General features: G+C 55.0%; 15 protein-coding genes. 10 read left to right on the top strand and 5 right to left on the bottom strand.

Features of this window, described 5'->3' with window-relative positions:
* Window positions 1–12: 12 nt before the first annotated feature.
* Both H8S45_RS13830 and rpoN read right to left on the bottom strand, forming a co-directional pair.
* Window positions 13–390, bottom strand: coding sequence for a cupin domain-containing protein (locus tag H8S45_RS13830; RefSeq protein WP_186950251.1), 378 nt, complete (start codon window positions 388–390; stop codon window positions 13–15).
* A gap of 138 nt (window positions 391–528) precedes the next feature.
* Window positions 529–1839: an RNA polymerase factor sigma-54 gene (gene rpoN, locus H8S45_RS13825; protein WP_054328346.1), complete on the bottom strand. Its 1311-nt coding sequence runs from the start codon at window positions 1837–1839 to the stop codon at window positions 529–531.
* Window positions 1840–2310: 471 nt separating this feature from the next.
* On the opposite strand from rpoN, the gene H8S45_RS13820 reads away from it, so the two are divergent.
* The 8 genes from H8S45_RS13820 (at window position 2311) to H8S45_RS13785 (ending at window position 15631) form a co-directional block, all read left to right on the top strand.
* Window positions 2311–2712 (top strand): type II toxin-antitoxin system RelE/ParE family toxin, encoded by a 402-nt coding sequence (locus H8S45_RS13820; protein WP_054328344.1) that lies wholly within the window; start codon window positions 2311–2313, stop codon window positions 2710–2712.
* A 252-nt stretch (window positions 2713–2964) separates the two neighbouring features.
* On the top strand, window positions 2965–4227 hold the full coding sequence (locus H8S45_RS13815; RefSeq protein ID WP_082397393.1) for a CAP domain-containing protein: 1263 nt from the start codon (window positions 2965–2967) through the stop codon (window positions 4225–4227).
* 134 nt (window positions 4228–4361) lie between these two features.
* Window positions 4362–9731, top strand: coding sequence for a SpaA isopeptide-forming pilin-related protein (locus H8S45_RS13810; RefSeq protein WP_186950249.1), 5370 nt, complete (start codon window positions 4362–4364; stop codon window positions 9729–9731).
* A 133-nt stretch (window positions 9732–9864) separates the two neighbouring features.
* Window positions 9865–10029, top strand: coding sequence for a hypothetical protein (locus tag H8S45_RS13805; RefSeq protein WP_243182482.1), 165 nt, complete (start codon window positions 9865–9867; stop codon window positions 10027–10029).
* Window positions 10030–10101: 72 nt separating this feature from the next.
* On the top strand, window positions 10102–11244 hold the full coding sequence (locus tag H8S45_RS13800) for a hypothetical protein (protein WP_147574634.1): 1143 nt from the start codon (window positions 10102–10104) through the stop codon (window positions 11242–11244).
* A gap of 708 nt (window positions 11245–11952) precedes the next feature.
* The gene (locus H8S45_RS13795) at window positions 11953–12744 is read left to right on the top strand and encodes a class D sortase (RefSeq protein ID WP_186950247.1); all 792 of its coding nucleotides are present in this window, start codon (window positions 11953–11955) and stop codon (window positions 12742–12744) included.
* A 13-nt stretch (window positions 12745–12757) separates the two neighbouring features.
* Window positions 12758–13384, top strand: a complete 627-nt coding sequence (locus H8S45_RS13790) for a hypothetical protein (protein ID WP_054328453.1) — start codon at window positions 12758–12760, stop codon at window positions 13382–13384.
* A gap of 72 nt (window positions 13385–13456) precedes the next feature.
* On the top strand, window positions 13457–15631 hold the full coding sequence (locus H8S45_RS13785; protein WP_054328452.1) for an S-layer homology domain-containing protein: 2175 nt from the start codon (window positions 13457–13459) through the stop codon (window positions 15629–15631).
* 37 nt (window positions 15632–15668) lie between these two features.
* Here the strand turns inward: H8S45_RS13785 and H8S45_RS13780 are convergent, their stop codons facing one another.
* Window positions 15669–15890 carry a hypothetical protein gene (locus H8S45_RS13780; RefSeq protein WP_054328451.1) on the bottom strand — a complete coding sequence of 74 codons (222 nt, stop codon included), beginning with the start codon at window positions 15888–15890 and terminating at the stop codon, window positions 15669–15671.
* A gap of 97 nt (window positions 15891–15987) precedes the next feature.
* On the opposite strand from H8S45_RS13780, the gene H8S45_RS13775 reads away from it, so the two are divergent.
* Window positions 15988–16371 carry a hypothetical protein gene (locus H8S45_RS13775; protein ID WP_054328450.1) on the top strand — a complete coding sequence of 128 codons (384 nt, stop codon included), beginning with the start codon at window positions 15988–15990 and terminating at the stop codon, window positions 16369–16371.
* Window positions 16372–16374: 3 nt separating this feature from the next.
* Here H8S45_RS13775 and H8S45_RS13770 read toward each other — a convergent pair whose 3' ends face one another.
* Entirely contained in the window at window positions 16375–16665 is a 291-nt protein-coding gene (locus tag H8S45_RS13770) for a type II toxin-antitoxin system RelE/ParE family toxin (RefSeq protein ID WP_262564384.1), read from the bottom strand.
* Between the two features lie 12 nt (window positions 16666–16677).
* Window positions 16678–16944, bottom strand: coding sequence for a type II toxin-antitoxin system Phd/YefM family antitoxin (locus H8S45_RS13765; protein ID WP_054328461.1), 267 nt, complete (start codon window positions 16942–16944; stop codon window positions 16678–16680).
* Between the two features lie 158 nt (window positions 16945–17102).
* On the opposite strand from H8S45_RS13765, the gene H8S45_RS13760 reads away from it, so the two are divergent.
* Window positions 17103–17978, top strand: coding sequence for a BRO family protein (locus H8S45_RS13760; protein ID WP_054328462.1), 876 nt, complete (start codon window positions 17103–17105; stop codon window positions 17976–17978).
* Window positions 17979–18306: the final 328 nt, after the last annotated feature.

The following is an 18306-nucleotide window of genomic DNA, read 5'->3' as shown; positions in this document are numbered from 1 at the left end:
CAGTTGCGTGGTTCAGAAGTCAAAATCCTCGTAAAAGGTATATTGGATAGCGTCCGCGTTCGGCGCATAGAAGCAGACCATGTGCAGCGGGATATCGCCGGTGTTCCATACCATATGCGGTACGCCCTGCGGGAACAGCACCAGGGTTCCGGGCTCCAGCCCCATGACCTTGTCGCCGACCTTGACCTTTCCCGTTCCGGAAAGCACATAAACGGTCTCCTCGCCGTTGTCATGCGCGTGAGCGGGCTTGGCCTTGGCGCCCGGGTCATAGCTGACCGTGCAGATCGAGCTGTAACGCCCGCCGGTCTTTTCCGGTGTGTGCAGCCAATAGACTTGGCGGCCGTCAAAGACCTTTTTTTCTCCGTCCCGTTCGTGGATGCAAAGATTCATGCAAAACATCTCCCATCTGAAAAATTTATCGTCCCATCACGTAGGCGAACATATTATACTGATTTGTGCAGCAAAAACGGTGCCATCCAAGCGGAACGCGGGAAAAATATCAGGTGTGCGCGGCGTTTTTTCAAGTTTTCAAGCGGGACCGGACGGTCCCTCCCGCCGCGCGAACGCGGAGGGGATGCACATTTCCTGCCGGTATTTCGCGACCGTGCGGCGGGAGATATAGATGCCCTGCTCCTCCAGCAGGGCGGAGAGCTTCTGGTCGCTGTATGGGGCGTCGGCCGGCTCGCGCTGGATCAACCCACGGATGCGGGCGCGCACATCCTGGGCGTTCGCGCTGACACCCTCGGCGGACACCTCCTGAGAAAACAGGCCGCGCAGCGCGAGCGTGCCGTGCGTCGGCGTTTCGATGTATTTCCCTTTCACGGCGCGGGAAACCGTGGACGGGTGGACCTGAAGCTGCGCCGCCAGCTGGCTCATGGTCATCGGCGCGAGCGGGCCGCGTCCGTCCAGCCACGGGCGTTGGCGCGCGATGACTGCGCGGATCAGCCGCAGGAGGGTTTCGCGGCGCTGAGCGAGAGCGCTGATAATCAGACGGGCGCGGTCGAGCGACTGCTTCAGGTAGGTGTGCAGCTCGGGGGACTGGGCCTGCTGATAGAGCGCCGCGCAGTAGGGGCTGACGCAGTAGGTGTCGGCCGTGCGGTCGTTGAGCAGGATCTCCCAGCTGCCGTCGGTTTTGCGCAGCGTGATATCCGGCATAAGGTAGGGCGCGTCCCCGCCCACAAGTCCGTTCAGCGGATGGGGGGAAAGCTCCTTCAGGAGGTCGATATAACGGGCGAGCGCTTTGCGGGGCAGATGCAGCTCGTCGGCAATCTTGGCGTAATAGCCGGAGGCGATCTCGCTCAGATACCGCAGGATGATGCTGCGCAGCGTGTCGTCAAGCAGACCGCGCGCCTGCGCCTGCCGGAGTAGACAGTGCGCGGCGTCCGCTGCGAAGATGCCGGGCGGATCAAGGCCGCGCAGGACCTCCAGGCAATGCGCCGCGGTGTCGGCGGGCATACCTGTGGACTGGTAGAACTCCGCAAGCGGCGTGCGGAACAGGCCATCGTCGTCTGCCCAGTCCAGCAAAAGCAGAAAATCCCCAGCGTGGGCGCGGAAAGACGGATGCCGCTGCAGTTGGTCGAGGATATGCAGCTTCCACTGCTCCTCGTCGGTGTACAGGCCGCAGGAGGCCTCGTAGGAAAGCGGCTCCGCAGCGGGGGCGGTGCCTGTCCTCCAGCTGCTTTTCCACTCGAGCGCGGGGTTCTCTGTGAATTCCTCCTGCAGGAATTTCTCCAGCTCCTGGACGGTCAGCTCGAGCATTTTCAGCGATTGCAGCTGCTGCTGGGACAGGATCATGTTTTGCGTCTGCTGCTGAACAGGGTGGTTTGCAAAGACGTCCATCTGGTTCTTCCTCTCTGTCTTCGATCTGTGCGTTGAGGGGCTTTGCTTGGCGAGCAGTAAGCGCAACGGCACAAAAAAGTATAAAGCAAAACCCATGCCAACTTCTGGCATGGGTTTTGCTTGGCGAGAGGATGAGGCTGTGGACGCGTCCGGCACGTCAGCGCGCGGCAGGGATGCGCTGCGCCGGCGGGCAGAAAAAAGCCTGCAGCCATATGGCTGCAGGCTTTGAGGACGATGGTGCCGCCAGCCGGAATCGAACCGGCACAGTATCGCTACCGGAGGATTTTAAGTGTTCATATATATTTTTTATAATCCTTTAGGCTATATTATTAAGGCTTGTTTCGCGTTATTTGTTCTGAATTTTATAACTTTTTGAAGAGAACAGATTATTCGCAATTGCAGATTTGTTGGCAGAATGTTGGCAACAAGAAAAGCCCCATACCTTGTTGATTAAAAAAAGGAGTTTTCGTTATGAAGATACTTTATACATATCATGATTTAGGTGGAGATGCAATCAAGCAGTTTTTACAAACACTTCACCCAAAGCAACAGGAACGACTGCTATGGTTTATCACAATGCTGCTGTTGCCGCGCGATACGATAGGAAAACCACCGGTCAAGCATTTCCAAATGGATAGATACCGGCGGCTATTTGAATTGCGGGACAAATACAAGACGACCTTGAGCCGTGTTATTTTCACCTATGATTCCAAGGGGAATGTGATTATACTGGAAGCGTTTATCAAAAACCACAAACGGAAAACGGATGCAGCACTTGAAACTGCACTGGCAAAACTGCGTCGAATCGAACACGATCCGGCGCAGTTTCTTTTGAAAATTGATACACCCGATTTGGTTAAACAAATTGTATAGGAGGCGTTCGACAATGTACCTGCTTATTCACAGGCAACGTCCGCCGCCTGTTCGATAACGTGTTATATATTCTATAGGAAGGCAAGGTCGCTTCTCTTTATCCTGTGAAATCTTTGCAGGGAAGCCGCCGTATGATGTAAAAGCGGCTTCCCTTGCAATTGACAACATTTCGGTTCAAAATAATTTGGTTGACAGCATCGCGCACTCGCTGTAAAGTAAAGATACAGGAATGGAAAGCGAAGGTGAAATCTTATGAAGACCAGTCTTGCAGCTTTACTTTGTACAGCGACATTTATTGCCGGTACAGTGCCTTTCGCCAGTGCGGCTGATACGGTAATTGCCACCCCCACCCGTGACATGGGCCAGACGGTCTACGTTGATGGCCCCCGCGTCTATCCCACGGGGTACAATATAGCGGACAACAATTATTTCAAGCTGCGCGATATTGGTACGCTTGTGGGCTTTGGTGTGGAGTGGAACAACGAGACGCAGACCGTAGAGATCAGCACGGAGCGCACGGCCCCCAGCGTGGCGGGCATTAAGGACGAGGCGGTAAGCGGCGCGTCTGCCAAGGTGACGGATCAGAAAATCACCATAGATGGCAAGCAGGCCAGCATGACGGCCTACCAGATCAGCGGAAACAATTATGTGAAGCTGCGGGATATCGGTAAGCAGATCGATTTTGGCGTATCCTATGACGCGGCTACGGAGAGCGTCCGTATCGACACGGATGCGCCGTACACGGAAAGCACAACGCCTGCCGGCGGCAGCGCCATTACGAAGTGGAACAAAACCATGTCAGAATTCAATCAGGCCATGATAGACTGCAACTGGCGGCCGGAAAAATATCTTGAGACGGCGAAAAAATATGCGCCGGTCATCACGGGTAAAGCGGCCGGCACGGTAGAGGACGTTATCGCTGCACTGGACGCCATGAAAGGCGCGCCGGTAGACGCGGTTTCGTTCGAAGATGACCGCACGGTAAACCATTTCTGGGCAGATGAGCTGCGCAAGGCGCTGGGTCAGGAAGTCACAAGCGGCGGCGATAGCACGGACGGCAATGCCGATAACAGCAGCAGTTCCACTACTGTAACGGACGAAATGCTCCGAGAATGGGAACTGGAAATGATAGATGCCATCAATGAAGAGCGCCGCAAGGTTGGTGTCCCAGAATTGGAGATTGACCAAAATCTTATGAGTTGGGCGCAGTATTGGGCCATGCATCTTACCACGGAGTTTAGGCATTCTGATATTGATGAAGAGCGTGCTTTCGCAGCCGAAAATGGTATGTCAGCAGATGATGTGTATAGTCACGAAAATATTACAGGCGCAGGGCGCATGACCCAACTTGGTGTTGAGATGGGCTTTGATCCCATGAAAGCAGCAATGAATAATTTCATGAATTCGGATGGGCATCGCTATGCTATCTTAGATGAGGATTATACTCGCGTAGGCATCGGCTTTGCTGTTTCAGAAAATGGAACTATTTACTGCGCGCAAGAGTTCGGTTTATAACTCAACCAGAGCGATTAGATCAACCTAATCGCTCTTTCTTTTTATCCAGGCTATGAAACAAGTAAATCATCATCAGCGCGCGCCGCCTTTCCCTTGAAAGGCGGCTTTTTTATTCCAATATGAGGAGGCAAATCATGATAAAGGATATTTTCAGACAGGTCACAGCAGGCGCATTGTCCGCCCTTACTCTCCTCACCAGCGTGCCGCTGGCCGCTGCAGTGGACAGCGGCATCATGCCGCTGGCAGATGAGGACAACGAGGCGTCCAGCATTGAGATCAACGTAGGCGAGGTGTACACTATCGCGGACAGAGGCGTGCAAAAGGCGTGGTTCCAGCAGAACGGCGCGCCACGCAACGTCTGGCCTATGTTTACGGAAGCGTCAGACGGTACGGAGATCCGCGCATACTGCGCAGACCACAGCAAGGGCAACCCCGGCACGGGAGGTATGCCGTATACCGTCACCAGCCGCATATCGGATATGCATGTGTACGGAGTGGCCGTGCGCAGTGATTCGCGCATGTCGCTTAATGAGTTCATTTCCACGGTGGGCAGCCCCCTTACGAATGAAAACTTTACAGCGGATATGTATTTCAGTGCGTCGCAGGCGGCCATGTGGGCGGCGCTGGGAGATGCGCAGATCGCGGCTAACAGCAGCTACGGCGTGAATTACGTCAGCTCCACGTCGCTGGGCTACCGTGCCAGCGGCAAAACGCTCAGCGCCAGCAGCACCTCGGAGGCGCTTACCCTTTATGCCGCTATCGAAATGCTGAAATACGGCAACGAGTTCTATGGCGTATGGGGGCCAAATGGAAAAGGGCATGCGCCGTGGGTAGGTGCAACCATCAACTACACGCCCGGCAACACGGAGTACGCGCCCGCCGCACAAAAGACCGGCTCAGTAGATTTGCCGCAGGGTATTGTAAACTCTGGTGTATTTGCAGAAAAGGAAATAGACGGACAGGACTACATGGTGCTGCCTATGGCGGCAGCGTCCGCTACGTTCGTGCGCGGCAATCAGATCTTCGTCCGTGCGGACAACGTACCGTCCAGTGCGTTCCTCATGGACAGCCAGGGCAATAAGAGCTATGACGAAAGCGGGGCGCAGCGCCTTACGCTGAAGAATGTGCAGAAAAACAACGACCTGTACAAGAACGGCAACGATACAGCCTATGGTGAAACCTTCCTGTTCTGTATCCCCAAGGCCACAGCGGAGCAGATGGACGCAGATCAGGATAAACTGACCACAAAAATCGTAACCAGCATGAACGTGGATCGCTATAATGTGTACGCAGCCAGCACAACCAGTTCGGGTGTACAGCCGGTTATCATGGTGGAACCCGCTGTGCAAAAGTTGAGCAATGAGTTGCAATTTAACTCTAATCCATTGTCTACACAGGAAAAAGTTAATCTCAAGATTTTGAAGACTGATAAAGATGGTGCGCCATTGCAGGGTTGTACTTTCAAAATCACTTATCAAAAAGATAGCGCGCAGAAAACAGATGAACAAACGACAAATGGCAATGGTGAAGCTGTTTTTCTTGACTTACCCCTCAACACCGATGTCACCATCAAGGAAACCGAAGCACCGGAGGGCTACACCCTGCTGCCGGATAAAGTGGTAAACACTGGCACGGGTGATAAGACCGTTGAAGTGACACTGGCCAACAGTGACGACCACGTTTTCAAGGTACATAAGACCTCCAGCGCGGACGGGCGGAACCTGATGGGCGCAAAGTTTGAGGTCAAGGGCATAGATAACGATTTTGTCAATACCTACGTAACGGACGCGCTGGGCGAGTTCACCATCCAGGGCAGGGACCTGCCCACTGGCTCTTTCGAGGTGTATGAGATCGCCGCGCCGGAGGGGTATGCAACAGACGGTGCGGATATCCAGACCTTCAGCTGGGACAATACCCGCGATATTACCCTGTCCTTCCAAAATGCCCCGCTGCCCGGCATCGAAATTTACAAGTATGACAAGGACAGCAAGGAGCCGCTGGCCGGCGCTACCTTTGAGATCCGCAGGGATGGCCAGGTGCTGCAGACCGTCAAGACAGACGTGAACGGCTATGCCAAGGTGTACAGCCTCCCCAAGGGCTTCTATCAGGTGGTCGAGGTCGAGCCGCCGCAGGGCTACCTGAAGGACGAAGTGGAACACGAGGTCTACATAGACCCCTCCGCAGACCCGACGCAGATCGTCCGCGAGGTCAATGTGCCGAACACGAAGAAACTGTCCATCCGTATCATCAAGCAGGACAAGGACACCAGGATCCCCCTGCAGGGCTGGAAGTTTGACGTATACTACAACGACGCCAAGCTCACCTCCGTTACCACGGGTCAGGACGGCGAAGCGATGATCGAGAACCTCCAGCCCGGCACCTACCGTGTAGTAGAGGTGGACGGCGATAAGGAGCATTACAACCTGGACGCGCCGGAGCAGACCATCGAACTTGCCAGAGATCAGGCCGAGATCCCCACGCTGATTTTCCAGAATACCATCAAGAAGCACTTCGGTATCTACAAGATCGACGAGGAAACACGGGAGCCTATCCAGGGCGTTACCTTTGAGATCTGGAAGGACGGCAGGCTGCTGGGCAACTACACCACGGACGAGCATGGCCGCATCTGGCTCCCGTATGCAGAGCCGGGTACTTATCAGGCAAAGGAGGTCGTAACCGATCCCCAGTATGTTATTAACGAAAAGACGTTTACCATCGAGAACAACAGTGAATACCCCACGTTCTTCACCATTCCCAACACCCGCAAAAAGGATATTATCGTAAAGAAGATCGACCTTGATACGGGAAAGCCCATGCAGGGCGTTGTATTTGAAGGCTTCAAGGACGGCAGGAGCATCGGCATGTTCACGACCGGACCGGACGGCACGTTCATCATCGACTATGCAGACCCCGGCACATATAAGTTTGTGGAAAAGCACACGCTTGCCGGTTATGAACTGAGTACAGTCGTGCTGGAGGGCGAACACACGACAGACCGCGACCTTGTGCTGACGCTGGATAATGTCGAGCAGAAATCCCTCATTGTGAAGAAAATAGACAGCGAAACAAAAGAGCCGCTGGCAGGCGTACAGTTCAAGATCTGGCGGGACGGCATACTGCTGGGCGATTACACCACGGACGAAAATGGCCGCATTGAGATCAAAAATGCACCTGCAGGTACTTACAAGGTACAGGAGGTCAAGACCTTGAAGGAGTACATCCTGAACAATGAAGTGCTGGAGATCGAACACACGACGGCCAAGGACACCGAGCTGACGGTTGAGAACACCAGACGCCCCGGCCTGCTGATCCAGAAGATAGACGCGGAGACGCGCAAGCCGCTGAAAGACGCGGTGTTCCAGCTCAAAAAGGCAAACGGTGATATGGTCAAGGAGGATGTCATCACCGGAGGGGGCGGTACGGCGTTTATTGAGGGTCTGGAAGCCGGTAATTATATCGTGACTGAGGTCACCGCGCCGGGCGGCTATCTGATCGACAGCAACCCGCACCCCGTTTCATTGGAGGAGGGCAAGACCTACACCCTGACGGTTGAGAACACCAAAAAGCCCGGCCTGCTGATCAGGAAGATCGACAGCCAGACGAAGAAGCCGCTGCAGGGCGCGGTGTTCAAGATCACGCGCGGGGACGGCTCGGTTGTGCGTGAGAGCGTTACGACTGATGCGGACGGCGTCATCCACCTGCCTGAGCTGGATACTGGCACATACATCATCACGGAGGTTTCCGCGCCGGATGGCTATGCCATCGACGAGGCTCCCAAGACCGTGGAGATCCGCGCTGGCCAGACCTGTGAGGTGACTTTTACCAACACGAAAAAGGGCGGTTTCACCATTAAGAAGATAGACGAGGATACCCGCCAGCCGCTCAAGAATGCCGTGTTTAAGATCACCAAGTCTAACGGCGAGTTTGTCAGGGAAGCTGAAACCGACGCAAACGGTGTTATCACACTGGACGGACTGCCGGCAGGCAGCTATATTGTGACGGAGATCAAAGCACCGGACGGCTATATCCTGCAGGACACGCCCAAGGCCTTTGAGATCAGGGATGGCGGGAGCATGGAGCTGGTGTTCACGAATAAAAAGGCATACGGTTTGCAGATCCGCAAAGTCGTCAAAGGTACAAACCAGCCGCTGGACGGCTGCACGTTTACAGTGGAAAAGGCGAATGGCGAGATGGTCGGCTCGTATACCACGGATTCCTCTGGCCTTGCCACCGTGACTGGACTGGAGGACGGCGTCTATGTCGTGACCGAGGTCTCCTGCCCAGAGGGCTACCGGCTGGACGCCACCCCGCAGAACGTGATTGTAAAGTCAGGGGAGCTGGCGACCGTCACCTTTGAAAATGAAAAGCTCGCCGGTGTGCGCATTAAAAAGGTCGATGCAGTGACAGGCGAGGGTATTTACGGCGTTCGGTTCCTTATCAAGGATGAGGACAACAACCTCATCGGCGAGTACAGTACGGATCAGGACGGCTACATCGAACTGGACGACCTGCTGACAGACGGCAAGAGCGAAATCAAGCTCAAGGTCGAGGAGATCGCCGCCGCGGAGGGCTATGTGCTGGACGATACTGTGCGCACGCTCCGCGTCCGCCGCGGGGAGACGACCGAGCTTGTCATCGAGAACACCCCGATTCTCGGCCAGATCCAGGTGGTCAAGAAATCCGCGCAGGACAACCCCGTAACCAACCAGCCCAAGGGCAGTCTGCTTGAGGGCGCGGTGTTCGAAATCACCAATGCCGATACCGGCCATGTGGTGGACACCATGACCTCGGATTCCAGAGGGATTGCCGCCTCCAACCCGATCCCACTGGGCCGCTACTATGTGCAGGAGGTGCAGGCGCCGCGGTTTTATCAGCTGAACAACGAAAAGGTAGAGGCCAGGCTCAAGGTGGAAGGCGACGTGGTGCAGATCGAGATGTACAACGACCCGGCAAACATCAATACCAGCATTGAAAAGACCGGCAACTACACGGTAGACGCCGGCTCGAATATGCGGTATGACTTCACGAACATTGCAAATAACTCGAATGTTACGCTGGACAACTTCTTCTGGCATGACCGCATCCCCACGGACGCGGTGCGCGCGGCCACGCTGACCACCGGTACCTACAATGCCCGCGTCTGGTATAAGATCACCTTTAAGACCAACATGAATGATTACCGGACATTGGCAGATAACCTGCTTTCGACTAACGCATACTCGTTCAAGATCGACAGCGGCTCACTCAAACTGGCGGCCGGCGAATATGTGACCGATATCCGCTTTGAGTTCGGCACCGTACCGGCTGGCTTCAAAATGACTGAGAAAGCGACGCTGCTGGTCTATGTGCCGGATTACATGGCGAATGGTTATAACATCATCAACAGGGCGGATTGCGGCGGCTCGTATCAGGGCGAGTGGGACAACGCTGCCAGCGCATGGGTGACTAAAATCTACCGCGCGCCCACATATACCAGTCCCACACTGCCGCAGACCGGATTCTGATTCTCTTCAATTTAATGCAGCTTTACTGAGATTGCAGGCATCTGCTATAATATCTATGTTCACAAATGCAATTTGTACTTGAGGCGATAGAATGGGAAAAAGTAACAAAATCTGTCCCAGGTGCGGGCGAAAAATGAAGCAGCAGTTCATCGGCCTGCAGCACTGCAAATGCGGCATGAGCTGGAAACGGGATATTGGTTTTTTTGAACGGGAGCCGGATATGGTATTTACACTTCAGCATAACCGCCCCGGCCAAAAGCCGAGCCGCCTGATCCGGATTGAGCGGCGGGAAAAGTAAACAGGCGGATATTCTGTGGAGCGGTTCAAACGGAACCGCTCCCTTATATTTGATTGCGAGGAGATCAAACGTATGGAAAGGAAAAAACTGAGGAGGCTGATTATGCCGCTGCTCGCCGCGCTGTTTATCGGCGCGGCGGGCGCAGTACAGGAAAGCGAACAGGTGCTGCTCGACGGCGACAAAGCAAGCTTTGAGCCGGTCAGCACCGAGCTGGTTGAGATAAACGGTGTTCCGACACTCACCAAGACTTTTGAGCTGGCGCCGGACATCGATCCCGCTCTGCTCCGTGAGGAGCCGTTTTCTCAGGACGGTTACTGGTACCGCTATCAGCGTATGGACAAGGCCGACCAGGAGATAACAGACAAAAAGCAGGCCGAGGAAACCGTTACAGCAGACGCGCCCTCCGGTGAGCTTGCGGACGTGATCGGCCAGTTCCCGGCGACACGGCCATACAGCAAAGATGGCTATACTGGCGAACTGCTGCTGGACGTGCAGAGCATTCAGGTGGAGGCGACCGGCTACAGCACGGTCACGGACAGCCATCCGCATACCGTCACCAAAACGTATGAGCTGGCCTACAATGACCGCAGCCTTGTGCCGGAGAAGGTGCAGGCAGACGGGCTGACCCTGCCGCTGACAGGCCTGAGCTGGTCTGAAACGAAAAACGTGGAGGATTCCGATGTTCCCGCGGTCTGGACGGCAACGGCAACTTACAGTAAGACCACCTATACGACCCGCGAAGTGGCGGACGGATACCGCGCTACAGCAGCCTACAGGGGCGAAGTGGGGAAAACCAGCATCGGGAGCGTGGTCTACACCGTGACCTATACGGGAAACAAGATACCGGTCCTGCCGGGGCTTGATCCAGATATCACAGTGCTGCAAATCGCCTTCGCGGCAGGGCTGGCGGTTTTACTCATTCTGGTGCTGATCTGGCGGTATATCCGCTGGCATACCGCCCGTGTCTACGTCTATAATGAAGAACGCCGCATCCATGACGTTGTGAACCGCCAGTATGTGCGGGTACGGACGCCGAAGCTGCGGCTTTCCGCGCTACAGGGGCATGAGGAAACCGAGTACACGGTTATCCTGCGGAAACGGCTCGCCAAACGGCTGGTGGGCAGGGATATCGCCATCGAGACCGGCGGCGAAGGACAGCACCATGTCGTAGAGTCCTTTGTAGGGAGCGACTACGCGTTTCAGGTGAGGATATGACAAAAGCCGCCTTATAGCGGCTTGGATTGATGGAAAGCGAAGGGATGTGATATAATCAGACCGCCAGTTAAGACGGCAGGTTGTTCCTCCGAACGGAGGTGATACCGTGGTTACTTACTCCGATCTGTTTCAGTTCGGGTTGCTGATCGTCGGCGTCATCGGCCTATGCTTTATGTATAGAAAGAAATAACCGCCCAGCGTAAACCGAGCGGCGTTTCCTCAAGCTCTAAACTTGATTAGGAACGACCGCTTGTTAGCGCCAAGCAGCCGTCTTGCTGGTATTTATTATACTGGCTGAAACGATTATTGTCAAGCCGGACTGGCAGTTATGAAGCCTGCAAAGCTGCCGCAGATTGACGGAAAACAGTCAATTGTGGTATAATCAATCGAACGGTTTTACCGTTCACGGGCGTTGCCATACGGAACGGCGGTTAGCCACACCACCCGAAAGGGGGTGAGGCCATGCGTATTACGTTACATATCGGGCCTTTCACGGTCACGATCATCGTAAAAAGCAGAAACCGCCACTCGGCAAAGTGACGGTTTCGGGGTCTATACCCTAAACTAAACTACTTACCGGGCTAACCGCTAATGGCAACGCCCTTTCTGTAATCTATTATAGCACATCCCCCGTCTTTGTCAAGAGAGCCGCTTCGTGCGGTTTATCCCTCAAAGATGGGGATTTTTTTGCAGAAGGAGATGAGTTCGATGAAAACAACGATCAAATACGCTTTCAGAGGCGCACTGGCCTGCGGTCTGCTGGTACTCAGCCTGCCGTTTGTCTCAGCGCTCGAATACCACTATGACGCAGGCCTCTATGACGACCACTTCTACACGCCCACTTCCAGTAACCATGCGCTGGATCTGGACAGCAAGGACGATTCGGGCGGCAGCGCGATCGTCGTCCCGTCGGACAGCATGGGTACGGACGCAGAACAGACCACGCCGCGCGCCGGCTCGCCCGTCATCCCGATCGGGTCGTACATAGACCCGTGGGGCAGCGCGGTGGAAAAACAGATCGCCACGGATGAAAAGCTGAACGGTCTGGAAGGCCTGTCCTTTAACCGGCTGGAGGGCATGAGCGGCGGCTATACCGCCCAGCGCCAGCTTGTTTCCACGAACGGGCATTTCGGTGCGGTATCCATTGGCAGCCGCGGCATTTTCGCCTATGTCTACCCTGGCGCTACCTATGAGAGTATGAAAAAGGGCGCCGGCCATGTGGACGGGACGAGCGTCTGGAACGGCAACGTCGCACTGTGCGGCCATAACCGCGGTTCGTGGCCGTATTTCGGTAACCTGAAATATGTGCAGGTTGGGGATATCATTACCTACAAGACCTCGCTCGGCGCCCGCACCTACCGCGTCACCTTTGCCGGTCGCATCCTTGCTACAGATACGGATGTGCTGAACCCTACGGCAGGCAACCAGATCACCATGCTCACCTGTATCGCGAACGAACCGGCTTACCGGCTCTGCGCGATTGGACAGGAAATTCAATAGGAGGCGTGATACAATGAAATTCCGCGGCATGATCGCCGCCTGCATGGCGGGGGCTCTGCTTCTGCCTACAGGCTGCGCGGACGATACACCGAAAATGGAGGTACCCGATACGGACACGGCGGTATTTACACAGATGGAACAGATAGGTTTGGAGGGATGGGATGATGCAGAGAATGAGACGGTACAGGATGTGCCGCTGGTGCGGCGTGATGTGGAACTCGCGTCAGGAGGTACGGCCGCCCTGTATGCACTTGATACGGGCGAGGAGCCGTCTGCCGGAACGGATGAACTCACATCGGTCAGCGCGGAGCTGGTGCTGAACAGCGCTGCTATCCAGCTGGGCGAATACGGCACAGTGCGCGAACTGGCCGAGAGTGAGTTGTATCACTGGGCGGACGCAAGTGAATTCGACCGCATCCAGTACACCCAGCCGCTGCAGATCAGCGAAAAACGCTTCGCCGTGCATTTGCTGCTGGACAATGCTGCGGTCGGGATGGAGCAGCTGGTGGTCTACACCGACCTGGGCGGCGTCGCCCGGGTGGACCGCCTGTGGCGCGCTATACCGGATGTGCAGACAGAGGAAAGCTCGCCCGCATTTGACAGGACCGCCGCTTATCTCATTTCAGACCAGACCTTATAATATTATTGGCATGAGCCGGTATGACGTTCTGTTCATACCGGCCCTTTTTGCAGGGAAAGGAGAGCGAAAAACATGACCACAAAGAAACTGCGCATCCCGATTTTACTGCTGGCGTTGTGGCTGATAGCGGCGACCATTATCCCACAGTCCTATGCCGCGGGCGGTATGCACCGCGTTGAAGTAAAAAGCGGTACTGGTTATACATCCAGCGCGGTCGGCGTCAACGTGTGGGAGACCAGCGTGGTGAGAGACGTCACCTTTACTCCACTGGACGGGTACCGGCTTGCAGTAGTCACCGCCTATTACGACGGGAAGACCGTAAACACCACGGTTCAGGACAAGCCCGCACAGCTTATAGTGGGCGGCATGGTGCTGCCGCTCCGCCATAGCGGACGGGAGATAACCGTCACGGTGCCGGGCAACTGTACAGGAGATCTTGTTTTATCAGCATCCGTGGAAGCGGTCTCCTGCCACATGGATGTAAGCGCAGACAGCGGCATCGAGGTCAGCGGCGGGGGGACATACGGCATCGGCAAGACGGTTACGATCACCGCCGCGCCATCTGGAGAAGCCGAGATCACCCGAGTACAGGTGACACGCACGGATGCGGGACAGGCGAACACGGCCGATCTGGCCGATGGTGCTGTCCAGATCGGGGATAAAACCTATCCGTTTTCCGTGACGGACGGCAAGGTTACGATGACGCTGACCGCAGAAGAAAGCCTTGGCATCCACTTTTTCAGCAACGGTAAGCCGGGCGAACAGCCGCTCACCGTCCGCGTCCGCGGCGATAAGGGCGTGGACGTGGACAGAAGCCGTGTCAAGGTGCGGCGCGGGAACGATGCAAACATTATTGCAGACGCCGGACGCGGCTATGAGATCACCGAGATACGGCTGGACGATGGAGTGCAGTCCGCTGCGGGATATGTATCTGAGGGCCGTATCTGGCTGGGCGGCAAGGTGTACCGCATAGACAGGGACGGCGGCCGCGTGACGCTGTGCCTTACCGATGTGCAAACCGATATGGAGGCGTACTTTATCTCCGAGCTGGACGAAGAGCACATCCCTATTACCACCTCGGAAGGCACGGGCGTGGACATTGACAGGGATTGCGGCAGCACGGTTCCCAAGGGTACGGATGTGCGCTTTACCATTTCGGCCAAGACAAACTACCGCCTCAGCCGTATCACGCTTTCCGTGGACGGCACCAGCCGTACGGTGGATGCGGACGAGGACGAGATTAGTGTGGATGGAATAGACTACCAACTGCAGCAGAGCGGCGAGGATGTTATTCTGTGTGTGGATGATGTTTATGCACCGGTCAAGGTCTCTGCTACTGCCTCTAAGCTGACCACTTACTACGATCATTCGATCACTATCGGCAAGACACAGAATTGTACCGTATCGGCCTCCCGCACGGGTGTGAACGACGGCGGCTCGGCGACGTATACGGTTTCGCCGGACAAAGGTTATACGCTGGATACCGTCACGCTGCGCGTGGGCAGCCGGCAGGAGACCGCCCATGTTGATGAGGACAGCAGTATTAGAGTTGGGGGCAAGTCATACCCTATGTCTCTGTCCAATCAGGGCGTCCTCAAGATAACAGTAAGCAATATCCGTGACGATGTGCAGTTCAGTGCCTGTGCGGTACGCAAAAACAACGGCACATTGTTTCTGCGTAATGGCGTCACCGCGCCGTATTTTGAAGGTATGGGAAACTGCCGGTTCTGTCCGGAGGGCACCCTGACCCGCGCGGAAGCGGCCGTGATGCTTGCACGGCTGACCAACTACTCCAGCCTGACGGTCTATCCGGCCTGTGGCGCGGTGGATGTACCGGTAAGCGGCTGGTACGCCCACGAAGTGGATGCATTCTATGATGCAGGGATAGAGACCGCGCCGTATTTCCGGCCGGACGCGCCCATTTCCCGTGCGGAGTTGGCCGTGTGGCTGTACCGCCTGAGCGGGTCCCCGCAGGTGGCGGCCGGCACGATGGCGTTCCCAGACGTCCCCAGCTATGGGGAGACACATGACGCGGTGGCATACGGCCAGATGCACGGCTGGATCAACGGTTATAAAGACGGGATGTTCAGACCGGACGCGTCCATCACCCGTGCGGAAGCGGCCAAGCTCATTAACCGTGTGACCAGCCGGCCGCTGCGTGTGCAGTCTATCCAGACCAGGTTTGCGGATGTGCCTGCCTCGCACTGGGCGTTTTGGGATATCATCAGTGCGGCAAACCAGGTCTGATGGAAAAGGGCAGCAAAAAGGGAGACCGTGGCCTCCCTTACTGCTTCAAGCATGCATCTATCACATGCTGCGCCCGCTCCAGGATCTCGCGCCGCCATTCCGCCTGCGCGGGATTTTCGTTGACATAGGCGCTGTTGTATGCGTGCTGCGCGGCCTGCTTCAGGTCGCGGCTGCGCTCCCCTGCTTCCAGCCGGCGTTCAACGGCCTCCAGCTCGGTAAGCGCGCTTGCCAGGTTACCATCGGTCCATGCCATTTTCATCACACCTCTTACCTTGTATTGTTTTGCCTATTATAACAGGGCTGTACAGGCCAGTCAACCAAAGGGACAAATTTATTGTGACAGGAGGAATTTCCCATTGAACCAAAATGAACTGCAAAAGGCGCGTCCCGCCCTCGGATGGATGGAACGCGCCTTCTTATTTTACCGTATCGCGCTGGTGCTGCTGGTCATCGCCGCGGTCCTGATCCCGCAGGCTTTTGCTGTGGAGGACATGTGGACGGCGGCGGACCGCATCATCAAGGACGTGTATTCCAAGATCGCCGCCATTTCAACCGTACTCGCCGGCCTGATGAGCGCGGTGGCGGTCATCGGCGCCAAAATGAGCGGCACGCAGCAAAAGGCTGACAGCGCGTGGGAGTGGCTCAAAAGAGTCTGGCTCGCCTGGGTCATCATCAACGGCATCGGCGCGTTCATCGCCTACGTCCGCCCGCTTTTTGACGGGCTGGCGACGCTGGAATGACCGTTATCGCAGCAGCTTCGGATAATCCGTCCGGCCGTCTACGATACGGTATACATAGACCGTTTGGCCGATTACTTTGTAGATGCAGACATAATTGCCGCAGATCAGCTTTCGATACTGATGCTGCGCTAAAAAAGCATCCGGATGCAGAGCACCCATGTATGGCTGCTCTGCAAGAAGTGAGATGGTATCAAGCAGTCTGTCCGTGATCTCTTCTGCGGATCTCGACCCAACCAGCATCAAATGCAGATCCGAGATACGGTCAATATCCTCCCCTGCAGGGGTAAGGATCACTAGCTGTGTGCGTCAGGCATTGTGATACTTCTCTTTCAGCATTTTGCGGATTTCATCAACAGAATAGGTAGGTTCGCCGTTGAGTCTGGAGAATTCCGCTTCAAGGATCGCCGCACGGTGCTTCAGGACCTGTTCACGGTTTTCCAATGCATCTACGCTCATCAGGACGATATCGCCTTCCCCGTTTTTGGTGATATAGATCGGCTCCTGGTTTTCGTGCGCGAGAGTAGAGATCGTATTATAGCCATTTCGAAGGACGGTAGAGGACTTGATCTTCATTGCAGCTGCCTCCATAAATTATGGCATTATTATAGGATAATTCTGCTATATTCGCAAGAGCAAAAGTAATATGCAAAATACAGCCCAACCTCTGTTGGACGCTTGAAAAACGGCTTGATCCTTGGTAAAATGATGTTGTTTTGAGGAGGATATCTCTAATGGAACGTGATAAGATGCAACTTTTCGATAACAAGGAGATCCGAACGGTATGGGACGAGGAAAAAGAGGAATGGTACTTTTCTGTCGTTGATGTTGTTGCGATTCTGACGGACAGCGTAAATCCTACTGATTATTTAAAAAAGATGCGTAAGCGAGATGCGCAGCTGGGTACGTACCTGGGGACAGATTGTCCCCAGATAGCCATGCGAACCGCGACAGGAAAGCTCCGCAAAACGCTTGCTGCAAACACCGAACAATTGCTGCGCATCATCCAATCGATCCCCTCTCCCAAAGCAGAGCCGTTCAAACTGTGGCTTGCAGAAGTCGGACGGGAGCGGATCGAAGAAACCATAGATCCGGAACTCATCATAGACCGTGCGCTTGAGACCTACCTGAAAAAGGGGTATTCCAGAGAATGGATCAACCAACGGCTGCAGGCGATCCAGGTCCGCAAAGAGCTTACAGACGAATGGCAGGATCGCGGTGTGCAAAAGGGTGTTGAGTATGCAATACTTACAGACGAGATCACCCGTGCATGGTCTGGTATGACGACGCGGCAGTATAAAAAGCTGAAGGGTCTGAAAAAGGAAAATCTGCGGGATAATATGACGACAACGGAAATTATCCTGAATATGCTTGCAGAAACCTCAACAAAGGATATTTCCAAAGAGGCCAAGCCGGAAACTTTTGCAGAAAATGTAGAGGTTGCCCGCCGTGGCGGTAACGTAGCCGGAATAGCCAAAAAAGCTCTTGAGGCGGAAACCGGAAGGCCTGTTATCTCTTCACAAAATGCAGCACAGCTTAATACCGTGGTTACAGGGATGATCGAAGAAGTTGCAGGGACAGGAAAGAAAAAACATGAGGATAACAACTGAATAAGATAAAGACGCTTCTGTTACTGAAGCGTCTTTTCTGTTAGCGGCGCCGTATCACATTTTCCCTGATGCGGCGCCGTTTTTTTGTTTTACTGGAAGGGAGGAAACCTGAAATTCTCGAAAAGTTAGTAAAAGCCCTGTTTGAATGGCTGGCGTCGCTGTGGTATGAGATGGTGGAATACCTGCTGGACCAGCTCATGGAGCTGTTTAATGTGGATCTTTCCTACTTCGCAGAACGCGTGCCGGTCATAGACGACATTGCAAACATCTTTGTTGCGGTGGGCTGGGCGCTGCTTATCGGCAACCTGGCGTATCAGGCGATGCGTTC

This window comes from Agathobaculum faecis (genome assembly GCF_014287995.1).
Lineage (GTDB): Bacteria > Bacillota > Clostridia > Oscillospirales > Butyricicoccaceae > Agathobaculum > Agathobaculum ammoniilyticum.
The sequence above is the reverse complement of the archived record's forward strand: the minus strand, read 5'-3'. Positions and strand labels throughout refer to the sequence as shown.